General features: G+C 49.9%; 17 protein-coding genes. 10 read left to right on the top strand and 7 right to left on the bottom strand.

Annotated elements, in window-relative coordinates; all coding sequences use genetic code 11:
- Window positions 1-154: 154 nt before the first annotated feature.
- From H6F80_RS01580 to H6F80_RS01555, 6 genes are all read left to right on the top strand, one after another.
- Window positions 155-940 (top strand): response regulator transcription factor, encoded by a 786-nt coding sequence (locus tag H6F80_RS01580; RefSeq protein WP_190789867.1) that lies wholly within the window; start codon window positions 155-157, stop codon window positions 938-940.
- A gap of 307 nt (window positions 941-1,247) precedes the next feature.
- Complete coding sequence (locus H6F80_RS01575; protein ID WP_190789866.1) at window positions 1,248-1,385, top strand: hypothetical protein; 138 nt, start codon at window positions 1,248-1,250, stop codon at window positions 1,383-1,385.
- A gap of 165 nt (window positions 1,386-1,550) precedes the next feature.
- Window positions 1,551-2,000, top strand: coding sequence for a cyanase (gene cynS / locus H6F80_RS01570; RefSeq protein ID WP_190789865.1), 450 nt, complete (start codon window positions 1,551-1,553; stop codon window positions 1,998-2,000).
- 362 nt (window positions 2,001-2,362) lie between these two features.
- A complete protein-coding gene (locus tag H6F80_RS01565; protein ID WP_190789864.1) occupies window positions 2,363-3,730 on the top strand; it encodes an acetamidase/formamidase family protein in 1,368 nt (455 codons plus the stop codon).
- 117 nt (window positions 3,731-3,847) lie between these two features.
- The gene (locus tag H6F80_RS01560; RefSeq protein ID WP_190789863.1) at window positions 3,848-4,780 is read left to right on the top strand and encodes a metal ABC transporter substrate-binding protein; all 933 of its coding nucleotides are present in this window, start codon (window positions 3,848-3,850) and stop codon (window positions 4,778-4,780) included.
- Window positions 4,773-6,068, top strand: coding sequence for a metal ABC transporter permease (locus H6F80_RS01555; RefSeq protein ID WP_190789862.1), 1,296 nt, complete (start codon window positions 4,773-4,775; stop codon window positions 6,066-6,068). Before H6F80_RS01560 ends, H6F80_RS01555 begins: the two co-directional genes overlap by 8 nt.
- A gap of 128 nt (window positions 6,069-6,196) precedes the next feature.
- Here H6F80_RS01555 and H6F80_RS01550 read toward each other — a convergent pair whose 3' ends face one another.
- A complete protein-coding gene (locus tag H6F80_RS01550; RefSeq protein ID WP_190789861.1) occupies window positions 6,197-6,700 on the bottom strand; it encodes a hypothetical protein in 504 nt (167 codons plus the stop codon).
- 326 nt (window positions 6,701-7,026) lie between these two features.
- Between H6F80_RS01550 and H6F80_RS01545 the strand changes: the two genes are divergently transcribed.
- The 3 genes from H6F80_RS01545 to H6F80_RS01535 all read left to right on the top strand — a co-directional run bounded on the left by H6F80_RS01545 (window position 7,027) and on the right by H6F80_RS01535 (window position 10,245).
- Window positions 7,027-8,226, top strand: a complete 1,200-nt coding sequence (locus tag H6F80_RS01545; protein ID WP_190789860.1) for a glutathione S-transferase family protein — start codon at window positions 7,027-7,029, stop codon at window positions 8,224-8,226.
- Between the two features lie 91 nt (window positions 8,227-8,317).
- The gene (locus H6F80_RS01540; protein ID WP_190789859.1) at window positions 8,318-9,781 is read left to right on the top strand and encodes an alpha/beta fold hydrolase; all 1,464 of its coding nucleotides are present in this window, start codon (window positions 8,318-8,320) and stop codon (window positions 9,779-9,781) included.
- 233 nt (window positions 9,782-10,014) lie between these two features.
- Window positions 10,015-10,245, top strand: a complete 231-nt coding sequence (locus tag H6F80_RS01535) for a hypothetical protein (RefSeq protein WP_190789858.1) — start codon at window positions 10,015-10,017, stop codon at window positions 10,243-10,245.
- A gap of 36 nt (window positions 10,246-10,281) precedes the next feature.
- Here H6F80_RS01535 and H6F80_RS01530 read toward each other — a convergent pair whose 3' ends face one another.
- From H6F80_RS01530 to H6F80_RS01505, 6 genes are all read right to left on the bottom strand, one after another.
- Complete coding sequence (locus H6F80_RS01530; RefSeq protein WP_190789857.1) at window positions 10,282-11,073, bottom strand: SDR family NAD(P)-dependent oxidoreductase; 792 nt, start codon at window positions 11,071-11,073, stop codon at window positions 10,282-10,284.
- Between the two features lie 13 nt (window positions 11,074-11,086).
- Window positions 11,087-13,579 carry a glycoside hydrolase family 31 protein gene (locus H6F80_RS01525; protein ID WP_190789856.1) on the bottom strand — a complete coding sequence of 831 codons (2,493 nt, stop codon included), beginning with the start codon at window positions 13,577-13,579 and terminating at the stop codon, window positions 11,087-11,089.
- A 173-nt stretch (window positions 13,580-13,752) separates the two neighbouring features.
- On the bottom strand, window positions 13,753-13,974 hold the full coding sequence (locus H6F80_RS01520) for a hypothetical protein (protein ID WP_190789855.1): 222 nt from the start codon (window positions 13,972-13,974) through the stop codon (window positions 13,753-13,755).
- 22 nt (window positions 13,975-13,996) lie between these two features.
- Window positions 13,997-14,470 (bottom strand): hypothetical protein, encoded by a 474-nt coding sequence (locus H6F80_RS01515; RefSeq protein ID WP_190789854.1) that lies wholly within the window; start codon window positions 14,468-14,470, stop codon window positions 13,997-13,999.
- Window positions 14,471-14,571: 101 nt separating this feature from the next.
- Entirely contained in the window at window positions 14,572-17,163 is a 2,592-nt protein-coding gene (locus H6F80_RS01510; RefSeq protein WP_190789853.1) for a bifunctional diguanylate cyclase/phosphodiesterase, read from the bottom strand.
- A gap of 662 nt (window positions 17,164-17,825) precedes the next feature.
- The gene (locus H6F80_RS01505) at window positions 17,826-18,605 is read right to left on the bottom strand and encodes an SOS response-associated peptidase (protein ID WP_242067107.1); all 780 of its coding nucleotides are present in this window, start codon (window positions 18,603-18,605) and stop codon (window positions 17,826-17,828) included.
- Window positions 18,606-18,839: 234 nt separating this feature from the next.
- Here H6F80_RS01505 and glpX point away from each other — a divergent pair.
- A partial coding sequence (gene glpX, locus H6F80_RS01500) for a class II fructose-bisphosphatase (RefSeq protein ID WP_190789852.1) occupies window positions 18,840-19,792 on the top strand: 953 nt, incomplete at its 3' end.

Raw genomic sequence — 19,792 nt, 5'->3', positions numbered from 1 at the left:
CCAATTCTATCCGACGATCGATTTGCGGTATTCTATGACACCAAAAATTTTCGATTGATCTCTTATCTAGAACTAGAGAACCGATCGTGCAAAGATGCGGGAACCGCTTGAGGTGAGTTGGTGCGATTCGGTCAATATTATATTCGGTGTCGCGATGAAAAAGATTTTGGTGATTGAAGATGAAGCGCAAACTCGTGAACTCTTTGTGCGCTGTCTCACGTTCGAGGGGTTTTGGGCGTTAGGCGCAGAAGGGGGTGCGATCGGGGTCAAGCTCGCTCAAATTCATGTACCTGATCTGATCGTATGCGATATTATGATGCCCGACTTGGACGGCTATGCAGTGTTGTCCCAACTACGTCAGCATCCAGCAACGGCAATGATTTCGTTCATCTTCCTTACAGCAAAGGTAACGATGGCAGATTTGCGGTGCGGGATGGAACTGGGAGCGGACGACTATCTGACCAAGCCCTGCACGATCGAGCAATTTCTGGCGGCAATCACGATTCGGCTCGAGCGGCGGGACGCACTCAAAGCTTGGTATAGCCACGCTACCCTGCCTGCCCATTTGGCAAACCAACCAACGCTGTTCCCGACCTGTCCGAAATTGCGCGAAGTCTTTCAGTTCATTGAAGCGCACTATCACTCGGCGATTAGCCTGTCGGATGTGGCGCAGGCAGCAGGCTATTCCCCGGCTTATCTGACGACGCTGGTGCAGGATCAAACTGGACGCACTGTAAAGCAGTGGATTACCGAGCGGCGCATGGTGCAGGCACGTCATCTCCTAACCGACACCGCGCAATCGATCGCGGAAATTGCTCAGGCGATCGGCTATCGAGATGCAAGCTACTTTATTCGGCAGTTCCGGCAGATTCACGGCGTTTCCCCACAAGTGTGGCGGCAGAGTACACCTGTGCCTGGGCTAGAGACGCAGGTAAGCTAATTTCTGTCTGAAAAATAGCTTTATTTCTGTTTTGAACAATACATTCAGGTGAGGTAAAGTATGCTGCCTGGCTGTTTTTTCCTGAAATTCGTTTTGTAGCTTTTTTAGCTTTTCTAAGTATTACTCTATGCATCAATTTATTATCTAAAAAAGATCTAAAAAAAATCCTATTTTTCCCAAAAAGTTTTCATGAGTCCCCTTTCATTACCTGTTTGAATATCCTTCAGGGGCTGCTCGAAATTCTTTAACTCGTATCGTTCCCGCTGCGGTGGATACTGCATTCACTTATTCTTACTCATTCACTGCCATGACAGGTTTGCAAGGAATTGACTTGACGGCAAAGGCTGAGTGTCCCTGTAGCGGTAATCATTTGTCCCAAGACCACTGGGAGTTTTGGGAAAGTATGCCTCAGACGCCAGCGGCAATGATCGATGATCGCGGTTGAAAAGTCCCGCATTCAGGCAGTGAACTGAATCACGAAAAGAATTTTGGATTCAATCAACTGTAGAAGTGGGATATCCCGATGAGAGTCCAGATGTCCATCCCCAGGAAGCACCCTTGATGCTATTTCTATTCCAAATTGTTGTCCAAATGATTGAGGAGAAGATCAATGTCTGATGTAGAAATTCCGATGATTACGCAAAAACTTCTGGCAGCAAAAGCCGAAAAGGGAATCAGTTTTGCTGAGTTAGAGCAGGTTGTCGGGCGCAATGAAGTTTGGATTGCTGCTGTGATTTATCGGCAGGCAAGCGCATCGGCAGAAGAAGCCAGCAAACTTGTAGAAGCATTGGGTTTAGGCAGCGACATTGCGACAGAACTGATGGCGTATCCCGCAAAGGGTTTGGGTCCGATCGTCCCAACCGACCCGCTGATTTATCGCTTCTACGAAATCATGCAGGTCTACGGAATGCCGATGAAAGAAATCATTCACGAGAAGTTTGGTGATGGCATTATGAGCGCGATCGACTTCACCCTGAATATTGAGAAAGAAGAAGATCCAAAGGGCGATCGAGTAAAGGTGATTATGAACGGTAAGTTTCTGCCCTATAAGAAGTGGTAAGAACACGCATGAGAATGCCAATCAAAACATCAACGAGAACGAATCAGGATAGGCGATCGGACATAGAATTTGATCCCGCAAGGAATTGGTTTCAGTTTATTATGATGGTGCTGGCGTTGATTGGTTTAGGACAGGTTTTATCTGGTACTGTTGCGATTTTGCATCGTTTGTTCTAGAAGAAAGGTTGAAAGGATAGTTGAAGATAGTTAAAAAGTAGCAAATCTTCTACATTGCTCCCGCAATACCCAGGATTGGGAGACTTTGGAACCCGCAGGGAAGCACACTTTTCCCCAGGCTTAGGGGAATATAGGGGGCGGTTCGGATTACAGGAATCATCGTGAGTGTGGAGTAAGGAGGTATTGATGCAAAACATTCAAAAATCGATCGCACAATTGCGAGATAGCTGGAAGTCGCTGCGGTTAAAATGGCTCAGTTTAGGGCTAGCGGTGTTTGCCGTCATTTTTGCTACGGCTGCCTATGCTCAGCAGGTGCAAGAAATGGATGCAAAAGCGACAATTGCGCTGCTGCGAACAACGGACGCATCTTATCCTGGCAAGGTGCATTTGCTGCCCGCAACCTTAGAAACAACCCAATGGGGATGGTTTAACAATGCTCAACCTCCCGTGATGGAAATTGATTCTGGGGATACCGTTGTGGTGGAGACGATGATGCACTCCCACAATCAGGTCGTTCCTGGTAAAACCGTAGACGAACTGAAAAAGCTGCGAACCGATTTTCCGGGACGGGGACCGCATACGGTTACAGGTCCAATCTATGTTCGTGATGCAAAGCCAGGGGATGTGCTGAAGGTAGATATCCTCAGAGTTGTGCCCCGCGCCTATGCGGCAAATTTTAACCTGCCCGGGCTGTTCGGCTTGTTTCCCGATCGCTTCCAGAATGGACAGGTGAAGTATCTGTATCTGGATATGGAGCAGAAGGTTGCGAAGTTTACGCCAGAAATCGAAATTCCGCTAGAACCCTTTCCGGGGACGATCGGGGTGGCGCGGGCAGAAGCCGGAGAATATAGCACCGTTCCCCCCGGACCCTACGCCGGAAACCTGGACATTCGCGATCTCACCGCAGGCACAACGCTCTATATTCCTGTGTTTGTCGACGGGGCACTGCTCTGGACCGGGGATTCGCATGCTGCACAGGGCAACGGCGAAATTAACCTGACCGCACTGGAAACCGCATTCAAAGAACTGGTGCTAAACGTTTCGGTGATTAAAGGACAAAGCCTGACGATGCCGCGCGGTGAAACGCCAACGGACTGGATTACGATCGGCTTAGATCAAAGTCTGGACACGGCACTGGAGATGGCAAAAACAGAAACGGTGAAATTCCTGGCGGAACAGCGCAGCATCACGTTGGAAGCGGCGGCGGAATTGATGCCCAGAGTTTCGGACTGTCGCATTTCGCAGGTTGTGAATCGAGTACGCGGCATTCACTGTCTGAATCCGAAAAATCCGCGAGCAGCTAGGCCGGTTGATTATCCGACCAGCAGCAACGCTGAATATTTTGTCACCTCCGATCGCGGTTCCGATCTGAATCAGGTCATGGCGAACGCATCCATGGCAATGATTCAGCTTTTGCAGCAGGAGAAAGGCTTATCTGAGCTGGATGCCTACGGCCTGGCAAGTGTGCAAATGGACTGCCGGATTAGCAAAATGGATGCAGAAGAGAAGGGGCTCTCCTGTGTATTGCCGAAGAGCGTTTGGGTAAAAAGCTGATTAACGCTTTGTAGATTACAGCGTTTTTCACTCCCGTAAGGTACGGGGGGTGTGGGGGCTTTCTCGCCGTACAGGGTTCTGCCCCTGCACCCCATTTTTTGTACTTCAAATAAACAAATGACACGATTCTGGTTTGGAGCCGTTTACCTGCTTATCTTCTGCCTGGGTTGGATGATGCCTGCCTGGGCAGATAGCACACCTCTGCAGGTAGTAACGACCACAACGGATTTGAAAAGTTTAGTGGAGGTCGTGGGCGGCGATCGCGTAACAGTCACAAGTATCGCCCTTCCTGCCCAAGATCCCCACAGTTTTGAGCCGCGTCCGGGTGACTTTCAGATGCTCAAAAGCGCACAGATGGTCGTGAAAGTTGGCTTAGATCATGACCTGTGGATCGATTCGCTGCTGGCAGAAACCGGAAACCGGGAAATTCAGCGGGGCGGAGTGGGCTATGTTGATGCCTCTGTCGGAATCCCTCTCCTGGAAGTGCGATCGACCAGTATTGCCCCGATCGACGGTCACAATCACGGTGCTGGAAATCCGCACTACTGGCTTGATCCAGCAAATGCTGAGGTGATTACAGGCGGCATCCTGGAAGGGCTGGAGCGCATTGATCCTAACCATGCCGCCTTGTATGAAGCCAATCGAGCGCGCTTTTTGGCTCAGTTGCAGGAGCGGCTAACGACCTGGGAACAGCAGCTTGCTCCCTTTCGCGGTCAGGCGATTGTCGCCTATCACAATAGCTGGCCCTACCTGGCACGTCGCTTCCGGTTGAATCTGCTGGACTTTATCGAAGCCAAACCTGGAATTCCGCCTAGCCCTACCCATATCGCTGCCCTGCTGCGAGAAATCAAAGATCAGCAGGTTGCCGTCATTATCCGCGAACCCTACGAGTCTGATCGCATTCCGCGCTTACTCAGCAGCAAAACCAGAGTTCCTGTTGTGATGCTGGTTTCATCGATTGGCGCAATTCCCCAAGCATACGATTATTTTTCCCTGTTCGACTACAACATCAGTGCACTGCTAGCGGCACTGGGGGGATCACATGGCTGATTGGCTGCAATTATTGACGATTCCGTTTCTGGTTGCCCTGGTTCTGACAGGCATCCATACCTATCTGGGCATTCACGTTCTCAGCCGCAACATTATTTTTGTCGATTTGGCACTGGCCCAGATCTCAGCACTGGGCGCAACGGTTGCCTTTCTGCTGGGCTACTACCCACAATCGATCGCGGCTTACGGCTACTCGCTGGCATTTACGATCGGTGGTGCGATCGTCCTCAGCTTTAGCCGAAGCTGGACTGGGCGCGTTTCACAGGAAACCTTTATTGGCGTGGTGTATGTGGTATCGGCAGCGGCAGCGTTTTTGCTGGTGGATCAGTCCCCGCAGGGCGCAGAGCATATCAAGCAAATGTTGATTGGCAGCATCCTCACCGTCACTGAGACAGACTTGCTGAAAGTTGTGCTGCTCTACAGCGCAGTCGGCTTGTTTCACTGGTTTGTTCGCAAACCGTTGTTGCTAATTTCTTTTCAGCCCGATTTGGCGAAACAGGCAGGCTTGCGGCTGTGGCTGTGGGATTTTTTGTTTTATGTTTCCTTTGGCGTGGTGGTGACGAGTTCGGTTGCCATTGCAGGGGTGCTGCTGGTGTTTTGCTTTCTGATTATTCCGGCGGCGATCGGCGCACTCTACAGCGATCGGATTTTGCCGAAACTGCTGATCGGCTGGGCGATTGGCACCTTATCTAGCAGCGTCGGATTAAGCCTGTCGTTTGTCGGCAATCTGCCCACAGGAGCCACGATTGTCTGTGTGTTTGGCGGCATCCTGGCACTGACAGCACTCCTGAGACCGTTTATTTTTAGTTCAGCGCGGCTGCAAATTCTGAAGCAGGCAGGCTCTTGGGGAATTACCAGCCTTCTCACGATCGCCCTTGCTTCTGGCATCTGGTTAACCCTGAATCCCAATGCTGATCAGCCCTTACTGGATTGGCTGGAAACTTGTTATCCAGCGTTGCGGCAGGCGTTCCTGAGTTCCGACGAACAAAATGACCTTCAGCAGGCGGGGTTAGGGTCCGATCGCTGGCAGTCTGAAATTGCCCGACTCGATCAAATCGAACGTCAGAGCCGCTGGCAGGGAGAAGGATTGAGCAATCGAGAACTGCGCCGCATCTCCTCCTATACCATGTCGTTTCACGAGATGCGAAACGGAGAGAAATTTGTGCAGCGAGAACTGCGAAATGCAGCGCGACGGCGGCAGCGGTGGGTGTTGGGAGTTCCCTTAGTGCTGCTCTCACTGGCTGGGTTTCTGGGAATGCAACGATCGCCCAGAGCTACCGTGATGTAGATCGATTCACACGGTTGCTTGCTGGTCAGAGTCGTTGAAGACCTGGTCGTGCAGCCACTCCTGCCACTAATTCAGAATTGCCATCGTGGGCAGCAATGTACTGTACATTCCTTGCAGCGCAAATTAAACTACTGCCGGATAGCGGGATATTCAATTAAAACGGGGCTTTCTGGAATAAAGCGAGCTTGGAGACTAGTTTTCTTCCCTTTCCCTCGCAGGTGGCCGATCGCAATTGGCTTCTTGAGCTGCTCTAATTCCTGCGCCTCCCAAAAGACTGCCCAGGTTGGGGGATCAGTCGCAGTCGATGGGGGGCGATAGATCGATTTGCCGGGATAGCGACCGCGACGGGAGGCAACATACCCTACATACCATCCCCGCCAGGTCACTTCTGGGTTGAGGGGCTGGTCTCCCTTGGCATCAGCAGCATGGATGAACACTTCGATCGCCTTCCCGCCCCGCAGCTTCTCGACCTCCCCAAACAGCTCAAAATCCATGCTGCCAAACGCTACTTTAGGGAGCTGATCAGGCGGCAGATCCTCAGAATCCAGTTGGGCAGCGATCGCTTCTAAACCAGATATCAGGTGCATTTCTGGAACAGAAACCAGGATTGCGAAAGCTTTAGTTTTTTGCATGAATCGAGCAGTGGTAAACCAAAAAGTCAGCTTTTCTAGCCTACTAGGGATGAGTTTCCTTTTGCCAAATTAAAGTTAAGCCAAGCGACAATCCAAAGGCGATGCGTGCTATTTATCGCAACCGAAAAGCGGAGTTTGATGACAATTGGATGCTGACAGCAGCAGGGTTATGAAACTTCTACCCGATTGCAGCATCGGAAGAAGAACTCGAAAGGTCACATTGGCTAAATGCTTTGCCTTCCTGTAACGGAAGGAGAGTCAGGACAGGGAAGGATTGGCTTCTGATAGACTGAAAGCCTTGAGCGTATTCTAGGACAGTTGATCGCATGACCCTTGCCCCCCTAAACTGGACAGAACTCGAAGCCCTTACCGACTTTCAAATTGATACGGTCAATGGTCCAACCAATGCTCAGGCGCGGCTGCGGTTGTTTGGTCATTCCGAGTCCGATGTGCGGGTGACGCTTTATCGCGACAATCATGCCTGGTGTCCCTACTGCCAGAAGGTTTGGCTGTGGCTTGAGGAAAAGCAAATTCCCTACCGCATCGAGAAAGTGACGATGTTTTGTTACGGGGAAAAGGAAAGCTGGTACAAACGCAAAGTGCCTTCCGGGATGCTGCCCGCGCTGGAGTTAGACGGACGGCTGATTACCGAAAGCGATGATATTTTACTTGCCCTGGAACGCGCTTTTGGTTCTTTAGGAAAGGGTATGGAAGACCCCCAGGTCATTCCCCTGCGCCGATTGGAGCGATTGCTGTTTCGTGCCTGGTGCGGCTGGCTCTGCTATCCATCAACGTCAGCCCGGCAGGAACAGCATAGCCGAGAGCAGTTTACCGGAATTGTGGATAAGGTTGAGTTTGCGTTGGCAAGTACGCCCGGTTCTTATTTTCTGGAAGAGTTTGGCACGGCGGATGTGATCTTCACACCCTACGTCGAACGCATGAATGCCAGCCTTTATTACTACAAAGGCTACTCGCTGCGATCGAATCCCAGCCTGAGTGCCTGGTTTGATGCGATGGAGAGCCGATCGACCTATCGCGGCACGCAAAGCGACTTTCATACCCACGTTCACGATTTGCCTCCTCAGATGGGCGGCTGCTGGGAAAACGGGGAGCCGCAAATGCTGATCAACAAGCATCGAGTAGACAACGGACCCTGGTTTGGTCTGCCGGATGTAACTTATCCAGAGCCGGGAAACGCGCGTCAGGAAGCTCTTTATCGGGTGATCAAGCATCGTGCCAATATTATTCGCGTGAACCCTGCCGACGATGCGCTCTTTGATCAGGCGTTACGCTGTGCCTTAACCCGGATGATGACGGGCGAAGATTGTGTTCCACCACTTGGATCGGATACTGCCCTGCGGTATTTGCGCGATCGAATTAATGTGCCTCGCGATATGTCCATTTATGCAGCAAAGCGGCTGAGAGAGGCACTGGAGGCAACGGCTGCTCTAGTGGGCGAGCGTCAGGGGATTGCGATTATGCTCAAGCATCGTCGAGATCAAGACCCGGCTCTTTTTGCCCGCTAGCTATCCCGGATGCTGCCCTTGGAGTGATGCGCCCGACCGCTGGATTGTTGAAATAATAGCGGCAGATCGATCGAAACCGGGAGACAGAAGATTGAAGCGATTTCAGCTAGGGCTACTGATCGGGGCGATCGCGCTTATTGTGCTGTCCTGGTGGAATATTGTTGCAGCGCGGAGTGGATTGGTCGTGCGAACCCTGGAGCAGGAAAACATTCCCTTGATTTATGTCGCTCCGGCACTGGCAAATTCAGGGGCAAATTCAGTGCCGGGTGTGCTGGTGGCGCATGGTTATGCAGGTTCCAAACAGCTCATGTTGGGCTATGCTCATGTGCTGGCTCACGCTGGCTATGCCGTGATGCTCTGGGACTTTGACGGACACGGTGCAAATCCGAATCGATTGCAGCGATACGACCTCCAGTCCAATTTGGATGTGGGGTTGAGGGCACTGCTCGAACAGCCAGAAGTCGATCGCACGCGGTTGGCAGTCCTGGGGCACTCGATGGGCAGCGGCATTGCCATGTCTGCCGGAATTCAAAATCTCGATCGATTTGCAGCCACGATCGCTGTTTCTCCCACAGGGGCAGCCGTAACGCCCCAGGCTCCCCGAAATTTGCAAATGCAGGCAGGAAGTTGGGAAGGCAGGTTTATCAGTAATGCCGAACGAATTTTGCAGACCGGTGGCGGTGAAAACAAAAACTTTGCCGCAGGAACGGCGCGAGAACTAGTCATCGTGCCCAATGTCGAGCACATCACGATTTTGTTTAGCGATCGCAGTCACGAGTCTGCGGTGCGCTGGCTGGATGCCACGTTTAACCAGACCCATTCCAGCCCTTATCGCGATCGGCGGATGGCGTGGTATGGTTTGCATTTGCTGGGCGGACTGCTGCTGATTGGGGCAGTGGCTCCCACGGTGGCAGGCTGGTTTGAACCTGATCGCATGAAAATCTCTGCGATTAAGCGATGGGGGGGACTGCTGCTGGCTCCCCTGCCGGGTGTTGCGGGACTGGTGCTGCTGAATTCCCGAATCAATCTGCAAAGTTTGGGCGGCGTGCAGGTTGGCGGGGCGATCGGACTCTGGTTTTTGATTGCCGGAAGTATCTGGCTGGCTTTGCTGGGACGAATTCCTCGGCTGAGCGGGCGACGGATCGCGATCGGTTTCGGACTATTTGTGCTGCTATGGTTTGCGTTTGGGGCCATGGCGCAGGTGGTCTGGCTGCAATGGTGGTTAATTCCAACTCGGCTTCAGGTATGGCTACCGTTTGCGCTCGCCTGTCTGCCCTGGTTTCTGGCTTCTGGGATTGCTCAGCAGGGCGCGGGAAACGGAGAGCGATTTGCCTGGTGGTTTGCCCAGAGTGCAATTCTCATCGGTGGCTTTGTACTAACGCTGAATTTCTTGCCAGAGCTAGGGTTTGTGTTTTTGCTGCTGCCGCTGTTTCCGCCGCTGATTGCCGTGCTGTCGTTTGTGGTGGCATCGCTCGATGAAGCCTGGATCTCGTCGATCGCGAGCGCGCTGTTTTTTGGCTGGGTGTTAGCAGCTGGGTTTCCGCTGTCAGGCTGAGCCAGTTTTATGGATGACTCGATTGAGATGACATCAGATACAACCTTGTTCAGACGATTGAAGTACAAAAAATGGGGGGCAGGGGCGGAACCCTGTACGGCGAGAAAGCCCCCACACCCCCCATACCTTACGGGAGTGAAGAACGCTGTAACAAGACAAAAAACTGTAATTCCTTGTGATACCTTAAAGTATTCTGCTGATATCAGCGTGTTGATTCACTGATACATCAACCTATGAAGTATTTCATCTTCTGGATACTCGGGTTTGGCACTTTCTGGGCTGGACTAAACCTGTTTGACGATGAGGTAATTCTGATTGTCTCTGTTTTTGTGGGTTCAGCTTTTATTCTGGCTGGGCTAATTGCGTCTCCCCCCGTATTGCAAATTCCGATCGAAGTTGTCTCTGTGTTCGTTCTGTTCAATGTTTGTATGCAGTGCATCCAAAGAGGCGATCAGCCTCGATAAGCATCCATTACGCTCCGATTCTCATTTGCCAGATTTTCATTTGCCAGTATTACTTCCCAATACCAGTCCCCAAAAGCGAGAAACGGCTTCTCGTGGTAAGAACCGGGGCAGCGTTGCCAGAATTGGATTGAGCGGATTCCCAGGAATCACGATCGATTCCCGTTTTTCAAATGCTTTCAGGGCATCTCGCACCACCGTTTCAATAGGTGTATCAATTTTTTCTGCTACATTAACCAGGAGCGGTGGAAATCCTGCTTCTTTGAAAAAATGGATGCCAGCAGGTCCGGGACAAACCGCTAAGACGTGTACGCCGTAACTGTGATTTTCTGCCCACAGGGCTTCGCTAAAGCTAAGAAGAAACGCTTTTGTTGCCGCATAAATTGAGAAATAGGGCATAGACTGAAACCCTGCCACCGACGACATATTGATAACACCGCCGGTTCGACGCTGCCGCATTCCGGGCAAAAATCGATGGGTGAGATCCACGATCGTCTCAATATTTAGCTGCACCATTTTTAGCTGCAGCATTCGATCGCTTTCGGCGAAATCTCCATAATCACCAATTCCAGCATTGTTGATCAGCAGATCGATCGGTCGTCCAATCTGCTGCACGGTTTGAAAAATGGTTTCTGTCGCGTTCGGTTCGGTCAAATCCTGAGCAATGATATCGACTTGAATCTGATGCTGATTTTTGAGTGAGTTGGCAAGGTCTTGCAGTTTGTCTTGCGATCGAGCCACCAGCACCAGGTGGGTCTGACGCGCTGCCAATTCTCGCGCAAAGGCTGCGCCAATTCCCGCCGAGGCTCCGGTGATCAAGGCTGTTGTCATTTGCCGACTCCATTCATGGTTCCTGAAAGATTCCATTAAAGCGAACGTGCTGGAAATAAGAATCGCACTCTAGTTCGTTTTCTTGATGAGAAACTGATTCACCGTTGATTTGAACTTCCTGCACCGTCATGCCGTGAACCTGAATCCGCCAGCGATCGTAGGGAAACGGAAACTCGCCTTCACCCTGGCGCACTAGTTCTAAACTATTTTCACTGCGGATCAGGCTGAACCGATCGCACCGGAACTCTCCGTAACCATCTCCGGCATCGGTATAAAGAACGCTGTCTGAGGAGCCTGCTGTCGGCGGATAAAGGTGCAGCGTCATTTGCTTTTTCTCCTCCATGGGCAACACCGTTCCTGCCTTCACCAAAACGGGGATTTGCTCTAGCGGGGCGGGTAACATGACGCGAGTTCCTCCCTCGATCGCCCGATCGTCCCAGAAGTGATACCAGCGTCCTTGGGGTAACGTTGCCGATCGCTCCCGTTCGCCCTCCGCGAGTGCCGGACAAATCAGCAGGTTATCGCCCAGCAAAAAGGCATCGTCGATCGCCCACAAATCGGCATCAGTTGAATCAGCCCAGAACAAAGGACGCAGCAGCGGATAGCCTTTCTGGTTCGATTCCCACGACAGCGTATAGAAATAGGGCAGTAGCTTATAGCGCAGCTTCAGAAACTGCCGCAGAATGCCCAGATAGGGTTCGCCGTAAGTCCAGGGGGCGCGATATTCAACGTTGTTGGAGCAGTGCGATCGATAAAACGTGACAAACGTAGCAAGCTGAAACCAGCGCAGATACAGCTCTGCACTCGGATTTCCCTGAAAGCCGCCAATATCAGGACCGGAATAGGGAATGCCGGACAATCCCAGGTTGAGAACCGTAGAAATTGTAATTTTCAAACAGTCCCAGGTGCATTCGATATCGCCCGTCCACGTCCAGGAATAACGCTGAAGCCCTGCCCAGCCTGCCCGTGACACAATAAACGGACGCAGATGAGGACGATAGCCGCCCAGACTTTCGTAGGCTGCCTTTGCCTGAAGATAGCCATACACGTTGTGCGCTTCGCGATGGTCACCGCCTCTGCCTTCCATATTGTGCAGCGTGGCTCTGGGCGGAAGCGATCGATCGCCCCAGGCAATAAAAGCAGCGGGTTCATTCATATCGTGCCAGAAGCCTGCCACCCCCACGTCAAGCAAATATTCATATTGACGGCTCCACCAGTGCCGCGCTTTCGGATTCGTGAAGTCAGGAAAAACGCACCAGCCGGGCCACACCGGAGCCACGACCAATTCGCCATCCTGTCGCCGACAAAACAGATTCAGCAGTTGCCCTTCTAAAAATAGGTTGCTGTCTCGGCTGTATTTCACGCCCGGATTAAGGATCGTGATAAAGCGCACGCCTTTGTCCAGCAGCGATCGCATAAATTCCTGCGTGTTAGGAAACCGCTCTGGGTCGATCGTGAATGCCCGATAGCCCACCTGCACATCGATATCCATGTGAACGGCACTCAGCGGCAAATCCAGCTCTTCAAATTTCTGGACGGTCTCCATGACAGCGGCTTCGGTGCGGTAGCCCCAGCGCGACTGGTGATAGCCCAATGCCCACTTGGGCGGAATCGGCGATCGTCCAGTGAGTTCGGTGTAGCGTTCGATGTTCTGCGCCGGAGTTCCAGCCGTTAAGTAATAGCGCAATGCACCGCCTTCAAAGGAAATCGTTGCAACATCTTCGTACTGAAAGGTGGCATCAAAGGAATTTTCGTAGAAGACGAGATAGCAGCCTTCCTGGTGCAAACTCATCTGAAGCGGAATGCAAAGATACATCGGGTCAGATCCTACGCCATACATCCCCGCCGCATCGTAGTTCCACATTCGGTAGGAAGGCGGTTCGAGCGTGGTATCCTCTTGCTGCGTTCGTTCGTCTTTCTTATTCACAGGCTTGAGCGTACGGAGATTCAGCGGAGCCGATCGCTCTCCCAGTCCATAAATATGCTCTTCTGGACGCAGCTTCACTTGATGGCTCCAGCCTTCGCCCGGATGCTTGGGCGGCATTTCTTCACGCAGCACTCGCCCCGAACTATCAGAGAAGGTAACGCTGCCATCGATCGCCACACTGACTTGCAAACGCTCACTGGTTACCGTCCAGCCTGCTTCGGTTTGTTCGCATCGGGTTGAAACTTCTGCCCAGTCGTGCTGGTGGATGGCGTAGGGAATTGGCAAGAGCCCGGGCTGCCAAGTGAGGCGAACAAAGTCGGGCGTGAGAAAAGAAACTTCTAGCTCTGCCTGTTCAAAATAAAACTGGGCACCGCGATCATTCGACTCCGCCCGAACCAGCTTTCCCGGTTGCTCAAAGGTGTCAGTGATGGGTGGGAGCGGAATCTGTTGCTCTAACCGATCGCGCGACCTGGAATAAAGGTAGGCTTTGGGCGCGTAAGTGAGATAAAACAGCGAACCAAGGAAGAACTTAAACTTAAGCGATAGCTGCTTGAAATAGGAAGGGTTCGCAAGAGACATGGGCTTATCCGGGTAGTTGAACTGAGCAACAGTCCACAAATACCCAATTTGTACAGATCTCAGTCTTTGTCTGCATCAATCTTGGGAAAGACCTGAATCTCTTAAGAATAGATAAGAAGAATAGATTAGAGCGGGGGCAGTTCGGCGATTCAGCGGAGCTTTTGAACCGCCCTTCAAGAAACCAATACAACGCCTGCCATCATTCCGCCCAGCAGCAGCAACTTCAAACGTAGGCAATGTAAAACTCTGAGATCACCTAGCAGCAGATTGAATCGATGTAGCCCCACTGAAAATATAAAGAGGTAGGCTGGAATAATGGTTTCAACTGCTGCAACCAGTGATGGAATCCCTAGCGCGATCGCCCGCTGGCTGAGCAATAGCGCAACTAAATTCATGAATTCAATCACAAAAATTCAATCACAAACAAAACAGGAATGCTATCCTGTATCCTTGCAAGTGCCTCAAAAAACGCGAAGGAATCAAAAGCGGTAATATGCCGCTGATAATAATACCAACTGTGGCAAGTAGATAACCTACAAAAAAAGAGCTATGACCAAAAATATATTCTTCTAACAATAAAGCTGCTGCTTGTACGCAGCAGGCAAAAATCATCAGATAAAATGATTTCCAGCGGGCTTCAAAATTAGCGTTGGCTAAGCACAAGCTAACGGATGCCGTAATCAAAGTCGCAATGCCCAAATAATGACGAAACTGAAAAACTTTGCCAAACAGCAGAAAACTAGCGATCGGTAAAACGATCGGGGTAATGTTCCAGTAAGCAGCAACAATGCTGGCTTCACTGTAAGAAAGAGCCTCAAAGTAGAAAACCTGGCTAATTTGAATGAGAGCACCTGTCAGCAGAGCAACCGCAACGACTTGGAGCAGCGGCATTTCCCAAACCAGATGAGAGCTAAAGAACGGCAGAAACAGAAAGAGACTCCAGGAAGCCAGAGAGCTGCTGATTATACCTATCCAGGGTTTTGCAGTTAACTTCAACAGCCAAGCTTAAGAAGCTGTGAACAAAACAGTTCCTCTGTTTCTGCGGCAGGCAGGGCAGGAAAAAACAAGTATCCCTGATGAAATTCACAGCCGAGTCGCTGTAATTTTTTAAATTGTTCTTGCGTTTCAACGCCTTCCGCAATCACGTCGATACCCAAGCCTTGCGCGAGAAGGATCACTGTTTTTGTAATTTCAAAACATCCTTCGTCGTGCATCATCTGGCGCACAAAGGAGCGATCGATCTTAAGAATGCTAATCGGCAAATGATGTAGCTGGCTAAGCGATGAATAGCCTGTACCAAAATCATCAATACTAATTTGAATTCCTTCTTTTCGCAGACTCTCTAGCTTAGAGCCAGCAACCTCCATATTATTGATAATTGTGCTTTCAGTAACTTCTAGTTTTAATAGGTTTGGATCAAACTGAGTGTCTCGCAAAATCTGCATAATCTGTTCTAGCAGATCAGGCTGAAGCAGTTGCCTAACCGATAGATTAACGCTTAAAAATAAGGAACAGCTTTCGGGATAGCGAAGTTGCCAGAGCGACATTTGACGGCAGGCTTCCAACAACACCCATTGACCAAGCTGCACAATTAAGCCAGTCTCCTCAGCTACAGGAATAAATTGATTCGGAGAAATCATTCCCCTCGTGGGATGGTGCCATCTGACTAACGCTTCAAAGCCTACAATGGTATGAGATTTTGAAGAGATAATGGGCTGGTAATAAATTTCAAACCGTCCTTTCTCGATCGCGTGTCTCAAATCTGTTTCGAGCTGCAATCGTTCTTTGCTGCGGGTGTGCATCAGGGAATCAAACACTTCATAACGAGCTTTACCTTGAGATTTAGCATGATACATGGCAATATCCGCATCTCTTAGAAAGTCTTCTGGCTTCGCTTGTTGCGTTGTACTTAAAACAATGCCGATGCTGGCACTTGTAAAAACTTCATATCCCTTTAAATTGAAGGGATGAGTCAATACTTTAGAGATTTGTTTTGCAACCCTCGCTACTTCCTCCAAGTCAACAATGTCTCGGAGCAAAATGATAAATTCATCTCCTCCCAATCTGGCTGCCACAGCACTGTCAGGCAAGCACTCCTGAATTCTGCGACTCACAGCAATCAGTAGTTCATCTCCAATCAGGTGTCCTAAACTATCGTTAACGAGCTTAAAGCTATCCAGATCAAGGAACAAAATTCCAAATAAAGATTCAGCATTGTGTTGCTGTTTAGCAATTGATTTTTCTAAGTGTTCAATAAATGCTGCTCGATTTATTAAATGGGTCAAGCCATCATGATAGGCAGAATAGTGTAATTCACTAAAAGACTCCTGTAGCTGCTGCGCCATGCTGTTAAATGCATTGGCAAGTAGCCCAACTTCTTGCAGTTTTGATTCAGGAACCTGCTGTTTCCACTTTCCCTCGGATAAGGCTTTAGCCGCACCAATCATTCTTTGAATCGGATAAATCAAGTAATGCGAGGTGGTTAAGCCCATTGCGATCGCAATCATCAGGGCAAGCAAACATAGCAAAATTGTGGTGTAAGTATTGGCTTGGATTTGCGCTGTAAAATCTGTTTCGGGAACAACAATCACAATGAACCAATCTAGACCAAAATCATCTGTGAACCGGGTAATTTTTACAAATTCTTGCTCTCCAGCAATATTCATGTTAAATAGAGTCGTAGTTTGCAGTGTTGCAAAACTACCAAATCGATTGACTAAATATTTAGCAGTATTTTGAATTAAGGGATCGCGACTCTGGGTTGCCAGCAGTCGTTCTGTTCTTTCCCCTTGCTTAACAACCAACGGTTCGTTTGCGGAGCTTGCAACCAAGAAACCATTGCGTTCAAGAATAAATGCCTTGCCGTTTTGTCCAATATTGAGATTGTGCAGGAAATTGCTCAGCGTCGTAAGGCGTAAGTCTACGCTTAAAACTCCCAAAAGCTTTCCTGCGGCGTTATAAATTGGACGACCCGCTGAGATAGATAGCGTTCCAGAGCCATCATTCCCCTGATAAACCTGGCTCCAAATTGGCTTATTGGCTTGAACAATATCGCGGTAGCCTGCTTCTAGACGATGATCCCAATTTTTAATCGTTTGAACAATACGGTTACGGTTTCCCTGTTGATCGGTCGTATAGGAATACAAATGATTGCCAGTTCGCATCTTTGAAACTTCATCAATCACTCGACCTTTCTGATTTACATAACCAGCACCAATGTATTCTCCATTTGCTGCTCCGAAAGCAACATAATCCACACCCGAAATTTGAACTTGATGCCAGAAGTAATGTCCAGTGTCTTCAAAGTTATTGAGATTGAGAAGGTTTGATTGGACAGCACTGCGATTGAGAGCAGCAATTTCGTGGGGAGTTTTGAGGTAATTACTTGCCTGCTGGATGATTCGATCGTCGATTTCAGTCATGAGCTGATTTGCCAGATCGTTGACGGCGAGCTTGCCATTACGGAACGAGAGCCACCCTGTCAGCCCTACGGCAATGGAGATTTGCAGGACAAAGGGTACGACTAAGATTAAACGAAGTGGTACACGTATCCTGGATCTCTGTCGTTTTGCAGCAGTTGCCATAATCTCTCAATGTGCAGCCTAATTGGGCTTAGAGTTCCCATGTTTACTGCTTAAGTGACATTAGATGAAGTCTATTCAAACAGATCAAAGTTGCACTGCTTACAGGAGGTTGCTTAAATGCCAGCGGTGCTGCTGTTAGATTTACCGTTGGGATAGCAGTTGGATCATTCATTCCAGAGTGAATGCTAGTTTTACACGATCGATCTAAACTAAGGCAACAGTTGCTTTGCCCAAATTTCCGGCTGGCAAATTTCGTTCAAAATCAACGAGCTGTACTGATTGTCGTGTCTTAAAAATCAGGGTTAAATGCTTCTTCGTTAAATCTTGAGCTAAACGTACTCATCTTTATTATTAATGTTTCTTGTTTTAATTCCACCAAATTTATTCTGGTTGTAAAACTGAAAGCGTATATTGGTTTTATGGCCTACTATCCATAATCTACTTTATAATATTTTTTGCAATATTAATTTCCTATCTTAATATCTATAATTAACTAGCAAATTGAAACTTGAGCTGCTGCAATTTAATTTTTTATAATTATTCAATTAACTTTTGATTGACCTGCAAAGTTTCGACCGCCTTTATGAATTAGGCTTGAATCGCATTTCTGTCAATGTAGGTCGTTAATAGGATTTACTAATAGAACTTACTAATGAAATTTGCTAATGGGGCTGGACGATATCGTTTGCCTTTGCTGAATCTACCTCGCTGTCTGTTTCTTCGAGTGAAATTGGCTCGATACACTGTAGGGTATCGTTTTGAGGACGGTTGACCTTTGTGCTGACAGGATAGCGGATAAAGGTTTTATCTTCGTCTGGATATAAAAGATGTTGCAGGCGATCGCCCTCCTGAACTTGCGGATCGAGCCATTGCTCATAGTCTTCGGGCTGGAGGATGACGGGCATCCGATGGTGGATCGATCGCAGCAGGTGATTCGCCTCTGTCGTGACGATCGTGCAGGATTCAATTTCGCCGTCTGCGCTTTCCCAATGTTCCCACAGTCCCGCAAAGGCAAAGGGCTGATGACCATCGCGGCAAAAGTAATAGGGCTGTTTTTTGCGTTCTACCTGCTGCCACTCATAAAAGCCATCCGCAGGAATCAAACAGCGACGGCGGCGAAAGGCAGCCCGAAAAGATGGTTTCTCGGTGAGCGTTTCTGCTCTAGCATTAATCAGGCGAAACCCAATGGTTGGGTCCTTTGACCAGGAGGGAATCAGTCCCCAATGAAGCAAGTCAAGCTGGGGGGATTGTCCGATCGCCCGAACTACAGGAACTGCCTGCGTCGGTGCAATGTTGTAGCGAAACGGCATTGATGGCACATCATCGTCCAGATCAAAAGCTTCGGCAAGGCGATCGGCGGCTTGAGCCAGGGTGTAGCGTCCACACATTATTTTCTGCCCCTCTTTTTCTTCCACGCCTCGATCGGGCGGATTGCGCGTCAAGTTTTCCTTTTGCTTTGAGTTCTAGCGCATATGCAATCAAAAAGGCTGTACAGCAAGGCTGAATAGTTTAGCCTAACACCCCTATCTCCCCATCCCCTCACCCCTCATCCACCCCTCCATTCTTTTCCTCTCTAGTCACGTGATCCCCACTCTGATAGACTTTTAAGCTAAGGCAGATTATGCCTTTTTGAGGCAAATTTGTGAGCCACATCAGCAGTCGGGAGGGTTTATCCGGTGGAAGCTACACTTGGTTTAGAGATCATTGAAGTTGTTGAGCAAGCAGCGATCGCCTCTGCCCGGATGATGGGAAAGGGCGATAAGCACGGAGCCGATCAGGTTGCCGTGGAAGCGATGCGCGAACGCATGAACAGAATCCACATGCGCGGTCGCATTGTGATCGGCGAGGGAGAGCGGGACGATGCGCCCATGCTCTATATCGGTGAAGAAGTGGGCATTTGCACCCGTGAAGACGCGAAAACCTACTGCAATCCAGACGAGCTGATTGAAATCGACATTGCCGTTGACCCCTGCGAAGGCACAAACCTTTGCGCTTATGGGCAGCCCGGTTCAATGGCAGTGCTGGCAATTTCGGAGAAGGGTGGACTGTTTGCAGCCCCCGACTTTTATATGAATAAGCTGGCAGCTCCGCCTGTGGCAAAAGGCAAAGTAGACATTCGCAAATCGCCCACTGAAAACCTGAAGATCCTGGCAGAATGTCTCGATCGTGCCATTGATGAACTGGTGGTCGTGGTGATGAAGCGCGATCGTCACAATGACCTGATTCGGGAAATCCGGGAAGCGGGGGCAAGAGTGCGGCTAATCAGCGACGGTGACGTCTCGGCGGCGATCTCCTGCGCTTTCTCTGGAACAAACACCCACGCGCTGATGGGCATCGGGGCAGCTCCCGAAGGCGTTATCTCGGCGGCAGCGATGCGCTGCTTGGGCGGACACTTCCAGGGACAGCTTATTTATGACCCGGCAGTGGTGAAGACCGGGCTGATCGGCGAAAGCAAAGAGTCAAACATTGCGCGTCTGTCAGAAATGGGCATCACTGACCCCGATCGGATCTACGAAGCCGAGGAACTCGCATCGGGTCAGACGGTTCTGTTTGCGGCAAGCGGCATTACCCCTGGAACCCTGATGGATGGGGTGCGATTCTTCCACGGTGGCGCAAGAACGCATAGCCT

The sequence above is a fragment of the Leptolyngbya sp. FACHB-711 genome (assembly GCF_014695615.1).
In the GTDB taxonomy this organism is placed as follows: Bacteria; Cyanobacteriota; Cyanobacteriia; order Elainellales; family Elainellaceae; genus Leptolyngbya_A.
The sequence above is the reverse complement of the archived record's forward strand: the minus strand, read 5'-3'. Positions and strand labels throughout refer to the sequence as shown.